The 21,318-nt window shown below is 46.9% G+C and carries 14 protein-coding genes; 5 read left to right on the top strand and 9 right to left on the bottom strand.

Annotation, left to right across the window (positions count from 1 at the left end; all coding sequences use genetic code 11):
• Positions 1-108 precede the first annotated feature (108 nt).
• Positions 109-1,776: an energy-dependent translational throttle protein EttA gene (gene ettA / locus EOPP23_RS07860; protein ID WP_153765408.1), complete on the top strand. Its 1,668-nt coding sequence runs from the start codon at positions 109-111 to the stop codon at positions 1,774-1,776.
• 165 nt (positions 1,777-1,941) lie between these two features.
• Here ettA and EOPP23_RS07855 read toward each other — a convergent pair whose 3' ends face one another.
• From EOPP23_RS07855 to EOPP23_RS07835, 5 genes are all read right to left on the bottom strand, one after another.
• The gene (locus EOPP23_RS07855; RefSeq protein WP_153765407.1) at positions 1,942-2,886 is read right to left on the bottom strand and encodes a hypothetical protein; all 945 of its coding nucleotides are present in this window, start codon (positions 2,884-2,886) and stop codon (positions 1,942-1,944) included.
• A 404-nt stretch (positions 2,887-3,290) separates the two neighbouring features.
• The gene (locus EOPP23_RS07850) at positions 3,291-4,043 is read right to left on the bottom strand and encodes a TSUP family transporter (protein ID WP_228550635.1); all 753 of its coding nucleotides are present in this window, start codon (positions 4,041-4,043) and stop codon (positions 3,291-3,293) included.
• 21 nt (positions 4,044-4,064) lie between these two features.
• Positions 4,065-6,956 carry an alkaline phosphatase family protein gene (locus EOPP23_RS07845; protein ID WP_153765406.1) on the bottom strand — a complete coding sequence of 964 codons (2,892 nt, stop codon included), beginning with the start codon at positions 6,954-6,956 and terminating at the stop codon, positions 4,065-4,067.
• 87 nt (positions 6,957-7,043) lie between these two features.
• On the bottom strand, positions 7,044-7,967 hold the full coding sequence (locus EOPP23_RS07840; protein WP_153765405.1) for a DUF2608 domain-containing protein: 924 nt from the start codon (positions 7,965-7,967) through the stop codon (positions 7,044-7,046).
• Positions 7,968-8,037: 70 nt separating this feature from the next.
• The gene (locus EOPP23_RS07835; protein WP_153765404.1) at positions 8,038-8,592 is read right to left on the bottom strand and encodes a hypothetical protein; all 555 of its coding nucleotides are present in this window, start codon (positions 8,590-8,592) and stop codon (positions 8,038-8,040) included.
• A 179-nt stretch (positions 8,593-8,771) separates the two neighbouring features.
• Here EOPP23_RS07835 and EOPP23_RS07830 point away from each other — a divergent pair, with 179 nt between their 5' ends.
• Together EOPP23_RS07830 and EOPP23_RS07825 are read left to right on the top strand one after the other, a co-directional pair.
• A complete protein-coding gene (locus EOPP23_RS07830) occupies positions 8,772-11,807 on the top strand; it encodes an FAD-binding and (Fe-S)-binding domain-containing protein (protein ID WP_370514709.1) in 3,036 nt (1,011 codons plus the stop codon).
• A 63-nt stretch (positions 11,808-11,870) separates the two neighbouring features.
• Positions 11,871-12,635 carry a class I SAM-dependent methyltransferase gene (locus EOPP23_RS07825; protein ID WP_153765403.1) on the top strand — a complete coding sequence of 255 codons (765 nt, stop codon included), beginning with the start codon at positions 11,871-11,873 and terminating at the stop codon, positions 12,633-12,635.
• A gap of 6 nt (positions 12,636-12,641) precedes the next feature.
• Here the strand turns inward: EOPP23_RS07825 and EOPP23_RS07820 are convergent, their stop codons facing one another.
• Positions 12,642-13,073: an Rrf2 family transcriptional regulator gene (locus EOPP23_RS07820; protein ID WP_153765402.1), complete on the bottom strand. Its 432-nt coding sequence runs from the start codon at positions 13,071-13,073 to the stop codon at positions 12,642-12,644.
• 161 nt (positions 13,074-13,234) lie between these two features.
• Between EOPP23_RS07820 and EOPP23_RS07815 the strand changes: the two genes are divergently transcribed.
• Positions 13,235-14,209: a GTP-binding protein gene (locus EOPP23_RS07815; RefSeq protein ID WP_370514708.1), complete on the top strand. Its 975-nt coding sequence runs from the start codon at positions 13,235-13,237 to the stop codon at positions 14,207-14,209.
• A 16-nt stretch (positions 14,210-14,225) separates the two neighbouring features.
• Here EOPP23_RS07815 and EOPP23_RS07810 read toward each other — a convergent pair whose 3' ends face one another.
• From EOPP23_RS07810 to EOPP23_RS07800, 3 genes are all read right to left on the bottom strand, one after another.
• Positions 14,226-15,686 carry a hypothetical protein gene (locus EOPP23_RS07810; RefSeq protein ID WP_153765400.1) on the bottom strand — a complete coding sequence of 487 codons (1,461 nt, stop codon included), beginning with the start codon at positions 15,684-15,686 and terminating at the stop codon, positions 14,226-14,228.
• A 144-nt stretch (positions 15,687-15,830) separates the two neighbouring features.
• Positions 15,831-17,195, bottom strand: a complete 1,365-nt coding sequence (gene dcuC, locus EOPP23_RS07805; RefSeq protein WP_153765399.1) for an anaerobic C4-dicarboxylate transporter DcuC — start codon at positions 17,193-17,195, stop codon at positions 15,831-15,833.
• Between the two features lie 322 nt (positions 17,196-17,517).
• Positions 17,518-18,855: a UPF0149 family protein gene (locus tag EOPP23_RS07800; protein WP_153765398.1), complete on the bottom strand. Its 1,338-nt coding sequence runs from the start codon at positions 18,853-18,855 to the stop codon at positions 17,518-17,520.
• Between the two features lie 341 nt (positions 18,856-19,196).
• On the opposite strand from EOPP23_RS07800, the gene nrdD reads away from it, so the two are divergent.
• Positions 19,197-21,317, top strand: a complete 2,121-nt coding sequence (gene nrdD, locus EOPP23_RS07795) for an anaerobic ribonucleoside-triphosphate reductase (RefSeq protein ID WP_153765397.1) — start codon at positions 19,197-19,199, stop codon at positions 21,315-21,317.
• Position 21,318: the final 1 nt, after the last annotated feature.

Here is a 21,318-nt window from a genome sequence, read left to right as displayed (position 1 = left end):
CTGCAATATCTAGGCCCAGAAAGCAGAGCTTGCCCACAGGCTTGTATTGCCTATAGGGTTACAGTATCTTCGCTCGGTTAAATCAACCTGATACAGAGACACCTTTCCATGGCACAGTTCGTGTATACCATGAATCGCGTTAGCAAGGTTGTACCGCCTAAACGCCAGATTCTAAAAGATATTTCCCTGTCCTTTTTCCCCGGCGCCAAAATTGGTGTGCTGGGCTTAAACGGTTCCGGTAAGTCCTCCCTGTTACGCATTATGGCTGGTGTTGACCAGGAGTTTGATGGCGAAGCTCGCCCTCAACCTGAGCTCAATGTTGGCTATCTGCCACAGGAACCGGAGCTGGATCCAACCAAATCCGTACGTGAAATTGTTGAAGAAGCGCTCAGTGAACTTACTGAAGCACAGACCAAACTGGATGCTGTTTATGCAGCCTATGCCGAGCCGGACGCTGACTTCGACAAGCTGGCTGCTGAACAGGCCAAGCTGGAAAACATTATTCAGGCATCTGACGCTCATAACATCGAGCGTAAGCTGGAAGTAGCGGCTGATGCCCTGCGTTTACCAGAATGGGACGCGAATGTTGCCAACCTGTCCGGTGGTGAGCGTCGTCGTGTAGCTCTGTGCCGTCTGTTATTGTCCAACCCTGACATGCTGTTACTGGATGAGCCGACTAACCACCTGGATGCTGAATCCGTTGGCTGGCTGGAACGCTTCCTGCTGGACTATCCAGGCACTGTTGTGGCGATTACCCACGATCGTTACTTCCTGGATAACGCTGCTAACTGGATTCTGGAACTGGACCGTGGCCACGGTATTCCATGGGAAGGTAACTACAGCAACTGGCTGGAACAGAAAGAAGCTCGTTTGGGACAGGAACAGAAGCAACAGGATGCCCATCGCAAAGCGATGAAGCATGAACTGGAATGGGCTCGTTCTAATGCCAAAGGTCGTCAGTCCAAGTCCAAGGCTCGTTTGTCCCGCTTTGAAGAAATGCAGTCCCAGAGTTTCCAGGAACGTAACGAAACCAACGAAATCTACATTCCACCTGGCCCACGTCTGGGCGACAAGGTTCTGGAATTCAATAACGTTTCCAAGGGCTTTGATGGACGACAGTTGATCGAAGACCTGAGCTTCACGATTCCACAAGGTGCTATCGTCGGCATCATTGGTGGTAACGGCGCGGGTAAATCAACACTGTTCAAAATGATCATGGGCACGGAACAACCGGATAGCGGCACCATCGAAAAAGGTGAAACCGTTAAACTGGCTAATGTTCAGCAGCTTCGTGATGAACTGAACGACGACAAGACAGTATGGGAAGCCATTTCCGACGGTCAGGAAATCCTGCGCATCAATGGTTATGAAGTGCCTTCACGTAACTACCTGGGTCGTTTCAACTTTAAAGGTGGCGATCAACAGAAACGTGTAGGACATCTGTCCGGTGGTGAGCGTGGTCGTCTGCAGCTGGCTGCAACCTTGAAGGAAGGCGGTAACGTTCTGCTGCTTGACGAGCCGTCCAACGACCTTGATGTAGAAACCCTGCGTGCACTGGAAGAAGCCATTCTGGCGTTCCCGGGCTGTGCAATGGTGATCTCTCACGACCGTTGGTTCCTCGACCGTGTTGCAACACATATCCTTGCTTACGAAGGTGAGTCCAAGGTGACCTTCTTTGAAGGTAACTACACCGAGTACGAAGCGGATCGTAAAGATCGTCTGGGTGAAGAGGCTGCAGGCCCGCACCGTGTTAAGTACAAGCGTATTGATGCCTGATTTGCTCTAAAAGAGGCACGCAGTAAGCACGCAGTAAGAACAGCTGTACAGTATGAAGGTTTACTGTACAGCTGTGATTTAAACAGTTTGAAACTCAATAGCCACAAGCCAGTCAATACACTGCTTGAGCTACTATCGTAAAAAAAAAGTCAAAGCAGGTTCTTTCTAAAGATCATCTTTATAGACTTCGTCTGATTGAATTTTTTTTAAACTTTCAGGGATACTGAACAGGGGAGAGTATTTAAAGAAGGCAAGGAAAGCAGGGAAATGTTTACTTTGTTCGTCTGATGAAATAAAGACAGCGCTTATGTAAAGGGAAAATATAGTTGTCCAGTATTGATAATCTGAAGAATGTTTTTCCTTGAGAGTGCTGAATATAAAGTAGGCAAGCTGAGGGTTGTACTTCGCAATATGATTAATAATGTCATACTGTACTTCACTATTTTGTTGATTGTAGAAAAAGAGTAGAGATCTTAGGTTGTTTTTTGTTTTGAAATAGAATATTTCATTCGATTGTTCGTAGATTTTTTCTTCATCCATTATATCTTGTATGCGATATGTATAGCCCACCAGACTACCGCTGTAACTCATCAGTCGATAATAGATTAAATCTACAACTTCCAGAGTTCTGGAGAAATTATCGAATTTAAAATTAAAACCTTTTTTCTTCAGGTTTTCTAATTGTTCAGGAGTATGTGTTTCATACAACGCAACTATAATGTCGTCATTAAACCTATATTTATTGACTATTTCTATTGGTAGAGTTTCCAATAAATATGAGAATCTGCATGAATACTCGATACTATCTCTTAAAGCATAGATTGACTGAAGATAAAAATGTAAATCTACAATTGTGTAATCCTTACCGATTTTTTCGCCTATGTCATCATAAGAAATACCAAGGTCTGTAAGTCTCTCTGAAAGAAACTCACTCGATCTTTCTCTGGCGTACAACCCTTCCTGCTCTTCTCTTGTATTAAAGATACCATAGCATTTACTATCATGTCCTGATGCCAAGTGTTCTTCTAGAGTGATTTGAGGGAATGCTTCTGAATTAAGAAATAGTGATGACAGAAGAAAAATGAACGTGTTTTTATTATTTATTTTCATTAGTGATATTTCCTTTTCTAGATTGTTCTGGATTTTTTTAGTTTATTGTCAGTGAACTTACATTTCTTTGATTGGATAATAGTCCTGAATTTTTATTTTTCCAGTAACGTTGTCTTAATGACTGGTTGGGTTCTCATGGTTATATATGGTTGGAATATTTATTAATGTTTGTTTTTTTATAAGTTGGTGCGCGACTTTTTATTAGGTGAATATTTGATTCCTATATTTAAGTCGACTTCTATTGAGAAGCTTCTCGTAATATTTATTTTGGTAATGCATAGAGAGACTTCTGGCTGATGAATAACATCGGTAAAGTTCAGAAAGAGTTATATGATTTAAACAGTAATGCCGAGGGAAGAAATAATCTCGTGATGTTCGATGACTTTCCAAGAATTTCTGGTAATTTATCCACTAAACAGCATTCGAGCCGCAATGGTCAGAGTCAACAGAACAATAACCGGTTTGATTAATCCGGCACCTTTTTTGATAACCAGGTTGGATCCGACTCTTCCGCCAATGAGCTGAGCCATGGCCATAGGGATAGCAACAGCCCAGAACACCTGTCCTGCAAAAACAAAAATAACCATTGAAACAACGTTGGTCGTGAACACAACAGGTTTGGCGTGAGCAGTGGCTTTACGCAGGTTGAAGCCTCGAAGGCTGGAAAAGGACAGTGCCGCAATAGAGCCCATACCCGGCCCAAAGAAACCTCCGTAAAAGCCAATACCAAAGCCACCCAACAGATTGAAAGAGTTTTTACTTAGCCGAGGTTTGCTATCCGTGTCTCCGACTTTTGGCGAGAAAACCGTGTATAACGCAGCGGCTATCAGTAACCATGGCACAATCCGGTTTAGAGAGCCTGCTGAAATCAATTGCAGCAGGCAGGTGCCAAGAACACTGCCTGCAATGGCAAAAACGAGAGCAGATCGTAATGATTTCAGGTCTATATGACCTTTTCGATAAAAGTTGAAGCTGGACGACAATGTACCAAACACCGCCTGAAATTTATTAGTAGCCAGTGCGTTGATAGGCGGAATGCCTGAAGCCAGTAATATTGGCAAAACCAGCAAACCGCCACCGCCAGCAATAGCATTAATCAGCCCTGAGAAAAATCCCAGCAGGCTGAAGAGCAATAAAGTCTCTGCGGTGAAGTCCAATAATCAGCTTCCTTATGTTCCTTAGTGCGTACTCAGTTTATCCAGCAAAGAAGGGTAGCCCCAACCATTTTCACCCTGTAGTACTTGCTCGCCCGTCAGGTACTGATAAAGAGTTGGAGCAAGGGAACCGTTCTGTTCAATAGTCAGTTGTCTTTTATTCTCATTCAATGGGGCGCCCCAGAAACCGATAAAAGCATCCTTTTCCGGATAGCTTTCACCGGCATGACGACCGGGAACTACTGTGTTGTAGCCAATACCTTCAGCCGGGAAAAGGTTGATGGTTCCGGCTCTGTCCTCATCATAAATATGAGCCAACTGGTTGATGGCATCTGGTTTGGGTGAAAACTGTGTGGCCTGTCGCCACTCATCTTCAGTACACCAGCTGTCAGTATCGGTTTCTTTAGCGGCGAGGCATTTTGAAATCAGGGCAGTGTTCCGCATTTTGGTTTTGTGATCAGGGCGTGGCAGATAAAGATTAAACTCTGTCAGTTGTAATAGAGAGGGTTCGTCTGTTGTCAGGGATTGATAAAACGTTCTATCTTCCTTGCGAATAATCAGTTCATCCTGACGTTGGTCACCACGTTTGTTTATCAGTCGCACTGAGCAGGCTGCTGGTGAGCATTCAGATTCACGAACCACAAGGTAATCCAATGTTCCGGCAAGGCTGTCGGCCATGGCTTCAATCATGTCCAGCTCGAAAGTGTCAGGCGCTGACAAAGGCCGCCATTGAGTCAGCTCCTGATACACAGGTTGTGTTGTCCAGCCTTGGGCTGAGTTAAAGAAATCCAGCATATAGTTGCCGCCAGCGGTTGAAGCAACAACGACATCGGTAGCCTTATTACTTAATGGACTGATAGCGTTGGAAATCTTGGGGCCTTCACCTTCATCAGAAGAAATCTTGCGAATTGAAATGGGGTAGGGCAACTCTTCCTGCAAAGATTCAAAGATGATCTTTTCGGGGTTCAGTGTGTAGTAAACAGGACTTAAACCATGGTCGCCCGCCATTCCCCACAGTGTCTGATCATAAATACCCGCGTCTTTGTAAGTCGCTTCCAGTTGACCCAGCCAATAGTCCAGACGGTTTAATTCGCCTGTCGGCATAATGACTTCATCGCTGAAAGGCCCGGTGAAATGAGCAAAGTGGTCAGGCCATGGATTATAGATCAGCACATAATCCGGCATAGACTGAATATCGAGCTCAACCAGTTCTTCCAGTTTTTGTCGTATCAGACTTTTTCTGGTCATCAGGCTGAATATTCTCAAGAAGAATGTATCCTGATAGGCCTTGATATCAGTAATCAGCTCAGCCCTGAGTTCAGTTGCTTTCAACTCATTCTTTGCTCTTTCCTGAAGCTCTCTCAGGCAACGTTTCTCGCCATAGTCTCGCTGGGACTCGCCAAGCCCAAGATTAATCAGGGCGTCATAAGAAACATGAGCGTTCCAGTCGTACTGGGCATTACAGCTAAGGGTTTTCAGGTGGTTAAGTCGATCAAACATGGTTTGAACGTTGTTTTTGACCGCCAGCCTTTCCAGTTGCAGAGCATCGTTACCAAAGAAGTAATAGGCGCGGTCTTCTTCACGATCGACAAAATGGAAGTTTGGGATGCCTGTACCGCCGTTCCCCGATACTTTCGCGCCGGTTTTGATAATGGGCAGATTTCGAACACTGATCGTTGGTGTTGATGAAATACCTACGCTGGCAATACTCTTGCTGTAGTTCTGGTAGAGCTTATGAAAGAAAGGAAGATAGTTTGGGTTCTTATAAGTGCTCTGGTTCAACGAGTCTAAAAATCTCATCTGCTGAATATGCTCAGGTGATGAAGTTTCAATCGATGCTGGTTTGAAGTTTTCTTTCTGTTGGTGTTTATTCCAGGCTGTTGCAATGAAAGGTTTGTTTTGATCAACGAGACCCTCAATTAACCCCTGTTGCAAACCATCCACAGTGATTTGCACAGCTAGCCTGCGCTGCTGCTGTGACGCCAGAAAACGAATTAAACGCTCAGGCTCTTGACTGAAAGTTGTTTTCATCCAGTCAGTCAGCGCTTCTGTTCTTTCTTCCTGATAAACAAACTGTCGCCAGCCTTTAAGCAGGTTATACCGAACAAAATCGATAAGCGTGACGGTAATAGCCTGGATCTTATTATTAGGCAGGTTGCGTTTATCTGGCTCGGCATCTTGCAGAATGGACTCGAGTGAAGATCTGATATCACCTTTATCCATACCGGCGACTGTTTTGCTCAGGGTATCAACGACAATGGGTTGAATGCGGTTGATCAGTTCCAGATCTTTATCACTGCTGGTTAGATAGGAATAGTGACTGGGCAGTGTTTCAAACTTACGCCACTCATCAATTTCAAACAGAGCGTCGTAGACAGTAACCATCGAGGCGATAAATTCACGGTTAATAACCAGCCCCTGATGGTGAGATGTTTGCTTTTGCTCCTTCTCTGTCTCGGGTCTCTTTTCTGAAAGCTGGAACAGGCTATGTTCAAACTCTTTTAATGTTTCCTGGTCATAAACAGTTTGCAGGTAAGCCTTAAAAACATCCTCATCGCTAATGCCTGTGTAACGGTCATAGTAGCTGTAGAGAAAGTAACCGAGAGGAATCGCATAGGCTGGATTAGCCAGTTGAGAGACAACACGTTTCTTGCTGTTCTTATCCAGCGGCAGTGTCAGGATGTAGGCATCGAGAGTGAGACCGGCAACGGTAAAGAGAGCAGTATCCCGGGTCAGCCGTGCTGAATAACCGAGTGTTGAAATCACTTCGTTTTTTAGAATGAGTGAAGCATTAAAGGCTTCACCAACGACTGGAATCTTCTCAATAGCGGCGGTGACAGGCGTTGAGATCAATGCTGTTAGCACGAATGCGCTCAACCCAGAGATGAAAGCGGGCAAGTTCCTTTTGTTTTTCATTATCACAGCCGGTATTCAACAGAGACTGAATTCTTTCAGTGTCTGCTACCGCTTGCAAGCAGGTGACAGCGTTTCAGAGTTGGATGATCAGCTATTAATCAGTTTCTTCAAAGCTACACAGGCTTTACCACTGGCTGATTTTTCCGAGCACTCACGAATCACTTTCTGGGTAAATACATCGTTTTTTATAAACCGTTTGATTTCAGGGTCTTTTCGCCACTGAAACAGGAAATCAATCATCTCTACTTCAGAGTCACTGGCATTAAACGGTGTGGTCGTTTTCAGAAAAGTACAGAGCACCGGGCTAAAACGAATAGACTTATCAAATTTGGTTAATGCCTGTGCGACATCATCCAGATGCTTCTGGCGATCATCAATCATGATGACTTGAGTTGGGTGCTCCAGATAGCCTTGTCGCATCAGGGCAGTAAGGCTTTCACCTTTGCTGTTGCCATGGCTGACCATAACAACTCCATGCTCAATACGAATGCTGCGGTCACTGTCGAGCTCTACTATTCGCAAAGGACCGGTATCGTAGAAGTTGATATTGGCGCGCTTTAATTGTTCCTGAGTGACTGCCGACACAGCCTTGCCTCGAGCGGTCATGCCAATGACCATGATGTTTCTGTCTTTTAGATTATTCAGAACATCAGGCAATTGATCATCGGTCGCTGTTACCGCTACCCGCCGGTATACCGCCTCAAGTATTGGGTCGATGGTTTCTGCTACTTCCTTTTTGGTCTTATCAGGATGTGCTTTCTGTTCCTTGCCCAACAGGTGGTAGAACATGTCTGAACGCCCCAGCAATTGCCCTTTGGGGCTGGTGATGGTGGTGTCATCCAGATCAAGAACAACCAGAAGTTCATCAGGGGATGGGTACTGGGTTGTGGCTTTTTTCAGAAAACTTCCTGTTTTTGAGGTTTCCTGTTGCGGCAGGATTTCTCCATAGGCAACTAGTCCTTGAACCATGGTCATGATTGCGATCCCTGCCAGCAAGATTATTCTATTCATAGCTTTTCTTTACAGCCCTTCTGTATAGCTCGGCTCGGCATTAAAAAAGGTAACTATAGACAAAATTGATTCAAAGATAGTTTATGCTGAAGCACTGGTAGCAACAGAAGAGTGTGCAACTAAACGTTATGGCGTAACCCAGCAGGGTCATGGCGGAATGAAAAGTCCGAAATATTAAATGATTTTTGGCGGGTAAAACATTGCAGTAAGAAGTGTGGGTTGCACCGCCCGACTCGTAACAAAGCAAGTCTCCTTCCTTTTTCCAGTAGCCTCCGTGCTCATCCTGTTGGTAAGTAATAGCTGTGGGAAACATTACGTTCAGATTTCCAAGAGACTGAATCTGCTTGCATGGGTGACGGCTTGGCCTGGAATGATCAGGAGAGAGAAAATAGCCCTTTTCGTCTTTTCTGGTATGGATACCCCACTCAAGATCGCTTCTGCAGATATTGAAATAATACCGATTAGAGGCTGGTCCGCCGGAGATGAATTCATTGAGGGGGACAGTCAACAATAGGTCTGCCAGTTTATTTAACGCTTGATGGTTGTCTTCGATACTGCCATCACTATTGGCGTTAATTGAGATCAGAAGAATCAGGAAAAAACAGGCAGGCCTGAATATAAACATTAGCTTACACCTCAAAAAGAACCGTTCCAGTATAGATTTGAAAACCGGACTGCATCTGACCCTATCATTACGTACAATACGCAGCGAGCAGTCGAGACGAGTGGATTGCGTCAAAGAGAAGCTGCATTACCCATTCTTTATAAAAACAGAAGAACAGAGCAGTCGCATGGAGAAGGACGGTGATCAGTAAACTGGATCAGCAGGCCACAGGTTCCCTGTATCAATCTTTTGCACGTCAGTTAGAAGCGTCAGGATTTCACGGTGATATCGAGCTGGGATACGCCGACAGAACCGTGCTGGCAACGGATAACTCTATTTATCAGGTGCTGCCGGAAGGTGTTCTCTATCCTTCGTCAACAGCCGACCTCAGCCATATTCTCACCCTGTCAGCAAACCCCGAATTTCAAACCATTGTTCTTTCCCCTCGTGGTGGTGGTACCGGAACCAATGGCCAGTCACTGACGTCCGGTTTTATGGTCGACACCAGTCGCCATATGAACAAAATTCTCGAGATCAATGCAGAAGAACGCTGGGCAAGAGTTCAGTCCGGTACAGTTAAAGACCACCTTAATGAGCTGGTGGCCAAAGAAGGTCTATTCTTTGCGCCGGAGCTTTCTACCAGCAACCGTGCAACCGTTGGCGGAATGGTGAACACCGATGCCAGTGGTCAGGGTTCTGTCGTCTACGGCAAGACCCGCCACCATATTCTTGAGCTGACGTCTGTGTTGGCAGACGGCACGGTTTGGCACTCATCACCTGTTTCTGAAAATGACCTTGATAGCTTCTGTGACCGTGATGATCGTATCGGTGAAATCCATAGAACGGTTCGGAATATTCATGATCAGCATCATGAAAAGGTTGCGGAAATATTTCCCAAGCTGAATAGAAACCTGACCGGTTATGACCTTGCCAATATCCGTCGTGATGATGGCCAGTTTGATCTTAATGCCATCCTTTGTGGTTCTGAGGGCACACTGGCGATGCTCAGTGAGATCAAGGTTAACCTGCTGCCTATTCCCAAGACATCTGCTCTGGTACTGGTTTTCTACAGCAGTTTTCAAGAATCCCTTCAGGATGCTCAAACCCTGATGACCGCAGAGCCAGGTTCCATTGAAACAGTGGATTCGAGAGTGCTTGCTCTGGCAAAAGCCGACAGTGTCTGGGAAACCGTTAAGGCGTTCTTCCCTGAGAGTAGCGAAGATGCTGATGGTATTAACTTTGTCGAATTCACTGGCAGCAGTGAAGAAGAGCTGGAGGCGGGTATTGCCCGGCTGACAGCTGTACTGGAACAGGATTCAGAGATAAAACGTTGCGGCTACAGTCGGGTGATGGGGACGGCGAACGTCAAAAAAATCTGGGCAATGCGTAAGCAGGCTGTGGGTCTGCTGGGGAATATGGAAGGTGACGCTCGCCCGATTCCTTTCGTGGAAGACGTAGCGGTTCCACCAGAAAATCTTGCTGCTTTTATAGAGAAATTCAGAGCGCTGCTGGATAAGCATGAATTGTCGTACGGTATGTTCGGCCATGTGGATGCTGGTGTTTTACACGTTCGCCCTGCCATTGATATGAAAGATCCTCAGCAGGAAGTGCTGGTGAGGTCAATCAGTGATGAGGTGGCTGAACTGGCGCGAAACCATGGTGGTGTACTTTGGGGAGAGCACGGTAAAGGTGTGCGCTCGGAATATGCGCCAGACTTCTTTGCCGAACTCTATCCTGTGCTTCAGCAGATAAAGAAAGTCTTCGACCCTCATAACCAGCTGAACCCGGGCAAAATTGCTACGCCTGCCCAGCAGGAACTGCTGAAGATTGACGGAGTTCAAACCCGTGGTCAGCTGGACCGTGATATTGAACGTAATGCGTTTGAAGCGTTCAGCAGTGGCATGTATTGCAACGGTAATGGTGCCTGCTTTAACTACAGCCCGAACAGCGCCATGTGCCCGACCTGGAAAGCCACTCTCGACAGAACCCAGTCGCCAAAAGGCCGTTCCAGCCTGGTTCGTGAATGGTTGCGTCTGCAGACTGCAGCCGGTTCGGATGTTGCGGCAGAAATAAGTAAAACCAGAGAGCATGGCATGTTCTACAACGCCATGGATAAAGTTAGCAACACCGTTGATAAACTCAGAGGCAAGGAAGATTTCAGCCATGAAGTTTATCAGGCACTGGACAGCTGCATGAGTTGTAAGTCCTGCGCCGGGCAGTGTCCGATTCAGGTCAATGTTCCGGATCTGCGTTCCCGTTATTTCGAGCTTTATCACAGTCGATATCTGCGTCCTGCAAAACATCATATTGCCGGTATGCTGGAACCCATATTGCCAGTTCTTGCGAAAGGTAAAGGTGCTTATAACCTGCTGGCTGGCTCAAAGCTGGCTAATAGGGCGATGGCAAAGACAGTTGGCCTGCAGGATCTGCCGAAGATCACCAGTACCTCACCGCTTGATGACAGTTGTCGTGCAGGTGCGGCAGTGGCTTCTGCCAGTCTGCTGTCGGCTATTCCCGAGTCAGAAAAAGACAAAACAGTGGTTATTGTTCAGGACGCTTTTACCAGCTTCTTTGAAACCCCTGTACTGACCGATCTGGTTGAATTGCTGATTCGCCTTGGTTTCCGTCCTTTGGTGGCTCCTTATAAGCCTAATGGCAAGGTACTCCATGTATATGGTTATCTGGGGCGCTTTGAAAAGGTGGCAGAAACCAACGGTCAGGAATTGAGAGCACTGGCTGACAGTGGTGTTGCAATGATGGGTATTGATGCAGCGGTTACTCTGACTTACCGGGATGAGTATCGGGAAGTGATGGGTGAATCTGCACCAGACGTTAAGCTGCTTTCCGAATGGTTTGCCGAGAAGGTTGATGCAATCAGTCAGCAGGGTATTAAGCTGGAAGGTGAGTTCAAACTGCTGGGGCATTGTACTGAAACCACCAATCAGCCAGCGGCTCCATCACAGTGGCAGAAGCTCTATGCTGCCCTTGGTTTAAAGCTGACTTATCAGGCGACAGGTTGCTGTGGTATGGCCGGTATCTATGGCCATGAAAGTCGTAATCAGGAAACCTCGAAGAAGCTCTATGAGATGAGCTGGCAGGAGCATGTAGATATGCCTGAAAACAGCGGCAAGCTGGTGGCTACGGGCTACTCCTGCCGAAGTCAGATCAAACGTTTCAGCGACGGCTATGTGCCACACCCGGTATCCATGCTGGTGAAGCTTTTGAAGGCTGCTTGATGACTGTCTCTGGCTATTAGCTGATCTATACTGCCCTGACATTCCAGCAGGGCAGGTAGTTCAGTGGCACGCCTGAATCATGATTTTTCTCCTCTGAACCAGAGAGTCGGTTTTACGTTCAATACACTTCATGTGTTATTGAAATACTGGCTTGATTGCTGGGACGGTAGTCACCCTTTACTGGATATTGGCTGTGGCAATTGCCTGAATAGTTTGCAGGCTGCTGAAACGGGCGCGAGAGTCATTGCTACAGAGCTGAACCCAAAGGTTATTCCTGAGCTGAAAGAGCAGCACAGGGGCACAGGAATAGAATTCGACTGCTTGCATCTGCCAGAAACGATTCCTTTTAAAGACGAAACTTTCTCAGGGATTCTCTGCGCAGAAGTGTTTCATTTTCTTGATCATGAAGAAGTGCTTGCCAGTATTCAGAGGTTTTATGACCTTCTGATACCGGGAGGAAAAGTCATTCTGACGACAGTCAGTGAAGATCTGTCTTTATTACAACCTGTCGGGTTAAAACAGCTCAGGGTTGCTCAACGGGAGCGGGATGGAAGCTGCATGAAAGCACTGCGTGAGTATCAGGACCTGTTTTGTGCTGCCAGAAACCTTGAGCCAGAAGGTCATCCAGCCTGGGAAATATACGCAGCCCATCTTGATGCTTATCAGCCTGGCTATTTCAATTTCTTTTATCCTGAACAGCTTGCGACTGCTTTTAAACGACAGGGTTTTGACATCGAATTAATAGAACTGGGAGCTGCGAACCACTATCCAATATGGAAGCATGGCCCGCAGGATCAGGTGCGGCTGGTTGCCGGAAAACCTGAGTAGCCTTATTCAGGCACTGATAGCCAGTAGGTTGGATAATTCATCTCGATTATCAACAAGGTCTGCCAGCGTATAACTGTTGAGTACTTCCTGAAAGCTGGACATAGCTTCAGACAATACGCTCTGCAAACGGCAGGCTGGCGATATACGACAAACGGGTTCTTTGCAGTTAACCAGCTTCATGGAAGGTTCAAGCTTACTGATCAGCTCGCCAAGATTGATGTCTTCAGGCTTTCTGCCCAGATGAAAGCCACCGCCTTTACCTCGAATGGTTGTCAGATAACCTTCCTGACCCAGCTTCTGCACGATCTTCATCACATGGTTGCGTGACAGTTCATAGACATCAGTCACTTCCTGAATAGAGAGCAGTCTTTCTTTTGGTTGAAGAGAAGAATAAATCAGGATGCGTAGCGCGTAGTCCGTATGCTTGGTCAGTTTCATTGTTGTGATTCAGTGGTTACTGCAAAGGTGCATATAGAATGCACCTGACTGAACCGGTTTACAAATTCGCAATTCGAGATAGATGTGCGTATTCATGACCGGAAAAGTTCTTTTTGTTATAATATAACGATTTTGAACTGGTGTATGGAGAAGTAACCACTGTGGCCAAGGCAATACCAACAAATCTAATAACCGGCTTTTTGGGATCCGGGAAGACTACAGCCATTCTCCACCTGCTGGCCAACAAACCCGAAAATGAAACCTGGGGAGTACTGGTCAACGAGTTCGGTGAAGTAGGTATTGACGGAGCCATGATGTCCGGCAAAGGGGCTGTGGTCAGGGAGGTTCCCGGTGGCTGCATGTGTTGTGTCGCAGGCTTGCCGATGCAGATTGGCCTGAATATGCTGATAGCCCGCAGCAAACCGGATCGTATTTTGATTGAGCCAACAGGGTTGGGGCATCCTGAGCAGATACTGAACACGCTTACGGGTGAGTACTACGATGAAGCACTCGATCTGCGAGCAAGTATTTGTCTGATCGATCCGAGACAGTTGAGTGACAGTCGCTACCTGGAAAATGATAATTTCAGAGATCAGGCACAGCTGTCTGATGTGCTGGTGGCAAATAAAACAGATCAATGCAGTGAAGAGCACCGTCAGCTTTTTGAAGACTACAGTCGTCAGTTTGAGCAGCAAAAAGCGACAGGTTGGGTACAGCAGGGTGAACTGAATAAAGACTGGTTAAATCTTCCCCGCTTTAAACGACAGGCTCATAACAAGAGTGCCCATAGTCACCATCATTCCATGCCTGAAACTGCACCGTTGACCTTGCCTGAAGGCGAGACATTCGTTCGCAGGGAAAACAAAGGACAGGGGCACTTCAGTTGTGGCTGGTTGTTTGATGAACAAACGGTTTTCTCTTTCGATCGACTGTTTCAGTTATTCAATGGTATCCCAGCTGATCGATTGAAAGCGGTAATCAGAACAGATCAGGGATTGAAAGGGTTTAATGCCCAGAATGGTGTGGTCAGTATTATTGAACTGGATCAGCTGGATGGCAGCCGAATTGAGATTATTGATAAGGAATTGCCGCCCTGGAGTGAGCTGGAGAGCTTGCTTTTGAGTGCTGTTGTTTAATAGCTGAATGATGAAATCAGCTGTTTGTGTCTTTACCTCCAAACAGCTGAGAGTCCAGCTCTTCTATCATCTGTGCTGTTTGATGAACTTCCTGAAAGGTCAGAGCGGAGACGGATGATTTGCCATCATATGTAGCCTCTACTATTTCATTTGCCTCGGCAGAGAAAGCTGCAATGTCGTCTACTATTCCCAGTTGGCTGGCGAACTCGCTGAAAGGTGGGATACAGGTTACCAATACATTAGGAGTTTGTTTGCTCAGGATATCGGATTTAGAGCTGAACCAGTTCATATAAAGGTCCATGGAAGCCGCAACTTTTGTTAGATCGGCTTTTTTAGAAGCCTCTTTCAGTTCTGATAGTTCGGTCTCTGATAAAGAACCGAGTACCTCTTCGATCACAGGTTTTAGTTGACCAGGGATATCATCAGCACCTGCTACGCTCCATTCTGTCGGGTCCTCCGAGAGGGGAGTCGCTGATTTACCCTGCCACATATTGTCTAACACCCCTTTGTGCAAACAGAACATTCCGGCAATCATTCCATCACGATCATTTTCCTTTATGGCTTTCAGGTAGTTGCTGACGAGCGACTTGAGCTGTTCGCGGGATGGTGGGCCTTCCTGTTTGAATTTTGCGATAGCTGCACTGGCTCTGGCAGGTATGGGAGGCTGCTGCTCTTCTACAAAAAGGCTGGGAAGGCGACTTTCTGATAAATCGAGATTTCGTTCAGAAATATGGGTGTCAATAGAATTCACTAGGGCTGCTGGTACAGAAGGAATTCCTCTCTTTGATACGTGGTTTTCATGTCTAAGTCGCTTCTGAATATCAGAGGCCTCTTTGCGAGCTGATTTGTGGTCAAGAATACCAGTACAGGCTGCATCAGCTACTTTCAGGAACACCTTTAGTTTTTCATCATCAGGGTGCTCCCTGCTCAGTATGCGAGCAGAAATAACGGCACCAGCTAGAGAGCTACCAGAGAGATGACTCAGTATTTTTTTCTGATCCTTGGCCTTCAATTGTGACATAGCTTTCTTGACTTGCTGCTGTACAACCTGATCCATTTGCTCATCTGTAATTGGGAAGTCTTTGCAGCAGCTATCAATAGTTTCAATCAGTTTAAAAATACTTTCAGTAATGCATAAGGCGTGGCCGTATTTACTTGGCTGCTCGTCTGGATATCTGTCCAGAACCCGGTCCATAAATCCATTTGCGGCCTTCTTGATTACAGTAAGTTGTTTGTTGTTGAAGAGGTGAGAGGTTTCTACCGTTTTGGGTTTGTCATTTCGTTTCAGAGAGGGCAATTCATGGCTTTCGACGACCCGCACTTTACGGGTACGTATAAGTCTGTCTGCAAAGGCTTTAGGTAAAATCTTACGAACCAGCCACCCTTTAACACCATATTGTTTAATGGCTTCCTGATTAGGGGTGAATGCATGAACCAGAGCGTGCCCTGCTCTGATAAGGCTTGATGGGAATTCCATATTAATTCCTGCCGATGACCTGTCAGATGGTATCGGCCAGAATATCTGGAAAAGAATAGATGGAAGGCCATAAAAAAAGCGGTGCAGCCTCAGGGCTGCACCGCTTTTCTATGTTCTATGAAAGTTCCTGAAAACGATCATTGATCAGGTCATAGGCACGAGAACCAGTGTACCGATAATCACAGTCACCAGACCGGAGAGAACAGGCACAGATGTACGCTTCACAACTTCGAATGGGCTGATCTTACCCATACCGGAAGTGGCCACTACCACGCCGGATACCGGAGAAATGGTACGACCCAGGTTAGACGCCTGCAGCATAGGAATGATCAGGAAAGCAGGGTTCAGGCCCATCTTGCCAGCGAGAGCCGGAGCCAGCTCTACGAATGCATAGAAAGGTGCGTTACCGGAACCGGTAGCAATAGCGGCTGCAACCGTCAGCAGAGTCAGCAGCATCATCAAGGCAAAACCACCGGCACCGGCACTTTCAGCCAGACCGATCAGGTTACCGATAGCGCCAATGGACATCAGGCCCTGAGCAAATACACCGGCAGCAACCAATAGCATTACCACGCCGCGGAAAGCGTCGCCCATGCCTTGATAGCAGGTTTCCAGGTCTTCCAGAGTGGCTTTACCGTCGAAGCGCTTGGTAATGAAATCAACCAGTGCGCCCAGCAGAATAGATGCAACCACGATGGTGTAGATATCAAGCTTCAGGCCTGGAATGGTTTTGCCATTGAACAGAAATACGCCAATGATGGGCAGGAAAGGCAGAACCGCGTAGTAAGCAGGCGCTTTTACTTCGATCTCGGAGATATCCACCTTCTCCATTGGAGAGTTCTCTTTCTTATCGAGATACTTGTTCCAGAAGTAAGCTGCAGCGGCCATTACAACGATGGCGCAGATAGAAACGGGTAGTACGGTTTGAACCGCAAATACATCCAGAGCCATGCCTGCCTTTTCAGCAGCAATAACAACGTCACCGGAGGTTGGTGAAAGAATAATTGCAGCTGGAGATGCACATACGGCAACGGCGGCAGGACGGGAAATACCCATGGCTGTCATCATCGGGAACAGGGTAGCCATCAGCAGTACACCCAGACCAGTTGCAGAGCTTACTGCCAGAGACATCAGACAGGCAATAACGTAAGCCGCAACCAGAAGAACATAAGGTGATTTGATGAACTGCAGTGGTTTGGAGAACTGCTTAACCACAACATTGTTGGCACCAATATGAGACATGTAAGCTGCAAAACCACACAGCAGCATGATCTGCATACCCAGGCCGCCACCACGGTACTTCAGCATGTATTTAACAAATTCGATGGAATCAGTAATGATGTTGCCGGTGGAAGCCACTTTTGATGGCAGTACAGTATGACCCAGTAAACCTGTAGTAATTAACAGAAGAAGACCCGCTGTTAAAAGTACACCTGCAGGCTTGTAGCCCTTGATAATAAAATAACCGACACTAACGGTTACCAGTAACCCGATTAATAGCTCGAGCATGGCTGTCTCCCTGAAATTTAAGATTAAAACCTGAATAACGGGGAGACTATTTTTAGGAGGACTTATTTGAGTTGATGTAAGTCAAGCCATCTAATTGTTATGTGAACTATTTTTTTGGCTATCAGTAGTTATCCCTGAAGGGGTTCGCAAAGGGACGGCTGGAAGAGAAGATATGAAAAGTCATAATTCAACCATGAGCAAAAAATGCGCATGGTAAAAGTTATGACTATAAATGTGTAGACACACGCAGTCGGATATTAAATGGCTGTTTGCCCGGCACAAAGGCGGGCAAACAGCTTCTGAATTCGTGTGCACTGTCTGATTATTTACCGCAGCACTTCTTGTACTTCTTACCACTGCCGCATGGGCAAGGATCGTTACGACCAATCTTGTCGACAGTGATTGGCTCGTTAGGAGTATCCAGAACCGCCTGCCAGCGGGTTTTAATACCTGAGCCGATAGAAGCCAGCTCTCGGGCAACAGAAGGTACGGCAGAAAGCATCTTCTCTATGTTTGGACCGCCTTCTTCCTTGCCTTTCTTCAGCAGATGTTCAGGCTGGGACCAGACACTCAGCAGAATAGTGCAGGCTGTCCAGGACTCTTCCTGATCCTTCATGGTTGGATGTTGGAAGACATCTTCCCAGAAGTTCACCAGCAGGCTGTTGGCTTCGCCAAAACCGTTAGACCATTCTTGCAGCAGAGGGAAAGCATCGTCTGTCGGTGTTTCTGAGTGACATTCTTTTGGCAGAACATCGTTACCCATCTCAACACTCTGTTCAATCAGATCGAACAGGTTGAAGATAGTACGATGAATGTCTTTTTCCTGCTGCTCGGATTCGAACTCGGGCTTTTCACCGAAGATGGCATTCAGCCAGCGGTTCGGTGGTACTGGCTGAGGGGAACCCCAGATACCGAACAGATAACCTTCCACTTCACGGTAAGTCATCTTGCCGTGTTTCTCGAGGGCTTCGGTTAGCAATTTTTTCTGGTAATCATCAAAGCGCCAGTCCGGAATGAAGGAACGGGTCTCTCTCAGTTCCAGTTCCATTTCGATATCTTCAATATCGCCATGGACTTCCAGCTCTACCAGGTCACGGTCGTAGGCTGCACGAATGGCTTCAATACCTTCTTTCGCCTGCAGATCAATCAGACAGCCAACCAGCGCAGTGTTCAGGAAGCTGTCGTCGTCTTCCCGGTCATCCAGCAGCTTGATGAACTCGGCAACGGTCTGTTCTTTAGCGTCTGCATGGTAGCTGGCATTCCAGCGCAGGGATTCCAGCGCCAGATCACGAGAGTCTTCATCGTTTTCGGTGTTACGGGCGATGCTCCACAGCTGTTCAGTGACCAGTGCACCCATGCGACCCAGTACAGCAGGCAGGAAGCCGGATACGGCAAACTGTTCATTGTGCTTGTGCAGCAGGTCAATCATCGGCTCAACAGCGGCTTCAGATTTCAGCACTGCCAGAACACGCCAGGCGTGGATGGGCGACCAGAAGATTTCTGAGTCGTCGTGTTCAAACAGTTTCCAGTCCTGGGACAGTGTTAACAGTTCCGGAATATGGGCTTCGGTAAATTCAAAGCGGCTGTAGTCCGACCACTCCTGCCAATCGCATTCGCCAAGGGTAAGTAATTCTGAAACGGGGGAGGTGTAAGGACTCATGGAGATATCCGGAATGTTCTGTGGATAAAATGGCAGGCATCATAGTAGATCAGCCTTTGCAATCCAACCTGATTAGTAAAGAAGGTGTTTGTCATTCAGCCCTGCTGTGCTGTCTAGCCAGCTTTCGACCTTTGTTGTCGGAGTGCGTTCAATCCCTCACTCTAAAAAACTGACCTGCATCAATTACAGAAGCAGAGAATAGAAAGTACTATGTGCGCCGCCTACTATATATAGTGTTTTGCGTGGGTTTTGATCACTAGGGAAGGTGTGATTCATATTTCCGCAAGCTGTCTCTCTCGCTGGCTCAACCCTCTATTTACTCTTTCTCCGGAGCAGTTCCGATGACCGATATCATCAAACGAGATGGTTCTCGACAGCCTTTCGATTGCTCACGCATTGTCGTGGCAGTCTCAAAGGCACTTAACGATGCCCATATTAAGGATGATGATTTTGCGACATCACTGGCGGATAGGGTAAGCACCTGCTTTTCGAACCGGGAGACCGTGGATATCTATGATGTGCAGGCCATGATTGAAGACCTGCTGATGCGAAGCAATCACAAGGCTGCGGCACGAAAGTACATTGAGTACCGTAATTCCAGAGATATAGAGCGTGAGTCCCGCAATGCTCTCAGTAAGGATATCCTCAGTATTATTAATCAGGATAACGATGACATCCTGAATGAAAATGCTAATAAAGACGGCAAGATTATCCCTACCCAGCGAGATCTGCTTGCCGGTGTTGTTGCCAAACATTACGCCAAGCAGCATATTCTGCCAACGCATATAACCGCAGCCCATGAAAAGGGTGAGATCCATTATCACGATCTCGACTATGCGCCTTTCTTTCCCATGTTTAACTGCATGCTGATTGATATTGAAGGCATGATGACCAATGGTTTTCGTATGGGGAATGCGGAAATTGAAACACCAAAGTCCATTACCACTGCAGCCGCTATTACGGCTCAGATCATCGCCCAGGTATCCAGCCATATATACGGCGGCACCAGTATTAATGAAATTGATCGTATTCATGCGCCTTATGTCACCAAGACGTATCAGAAGCATTTAGCTGAAGGCATGCGCTGGATAGGCGACGAAGAAAAGGCAAAGCAGTATGCCATGGAGCATACCGAGAAAGATTGCTACGACGCTTATCAGGCCCTGGAATACGAAGTTAACACCCTTCACACCGCCAATGGCCAGACACCGTTTGTCACTTTTGGTTTCGGTCTCGGCACCAGTTGGGAAGAACGGCTGGTTCAGAAATCGATTTTCAAAAACCGTATCCATGGTTTGGGAAAGAACCGCAAAACACCGGTGTTTCCAAAGCTGGTGTTTGCCATTCGTAAAGGGGTGAACTTTGCGAAAGAAGACCCTAACTACGATATCAAACAGCTGGCACTGGAATGCGCCAGCAGGCGCATGTATCCCGATATTCTGAACTACGACAAGCTGGTGGAAGTCACCGGCAGCTTTAAAACGCCGATGGGCTGTCGCTCATTCCTTGGCACTTATGAAGAAAACGGCAAGCTGGTTCACGATGGTCGAAACAATCTTGGGGTTGTGTCCCTTAACTTGCCAAGAGTGGCTATTGAAAGCGGCGGAAGTGAAGAAGCTTTCTATGAATTGCTGGATCAACGGCTGGAGCTGGCCAGAGAAGCACTGATGACCCGTATTCAGCGTCTGGACAATGTTCAGGCCAGAGTGGCGCCAATTCTCTATGTTGAAGGCGCCTGCGGTATACGACTGAAGCCGGACGACAAGGTCAGTGACGTATTCAAAAACGGTCGGGCTTCTATCTCGCTGGGATATATTGGTATCCATGAAACTATTCGAGCGCTTTATCAGCAGGGTGATATATACGACTGTGAACTTCTCAGACAGAAAGGTCTTGAGGTGGTTGAGTATCTGAATACAACGGTGAACCGCTGGAAAGAGGAAAGCGGCTACGCCTTCAGTCTTTATTCAACACCCAGTGAAAGTCTTTGCGATCGTTTCTGTCGGCTGGATCAGAATGAATTTGGTGTTATCGATGGAGTGACTGACAAGGGTTACTACACCAACTCTTTCCATCTGGATGTGGAAAAGAAGGTTACGCCTTATGACAAGGTAGACTTTGAGATGGACTACCCGATGTACGCCAGTGGTGGTTTTATCTGTTATGGCGAATATCCGAATATGGTCCATAACTTGAAAGCGCTGGAAAACGTCTGGGACTACACCTACGACAAGGTACCTTACTACGGCACTAATACGCCTAATGACTCCTGCTACAGCTGTGGCTTTGAAGGTGAGTTTCACGCCACTAATAGAGGCTTTGAATGCCCTCAGTGCAAGAACCGTGATTCCGATAAAATGTCAGTGACTCGCAGGGTCTGTGGTTATCTTGGCCAGCCTAACAGCCGACCGTTTATCAAAGGCAAGCAGGAGGAAGTGACCCGCAGGGTTAAGCATTTATAAG

This window comes from Endozoicomonas sp. OPT23 (assembly GCF_009653635.1).
Classification (GTDB): Bacteria; Pseudomonadota; Gammaproteobacteria; order Pseudomonadales; family Endozoicomonadaceae; genus Endozoicomonas_A.
This window is presented reverse-complemented; position numbering and strand designations above follow the sequence as displayed.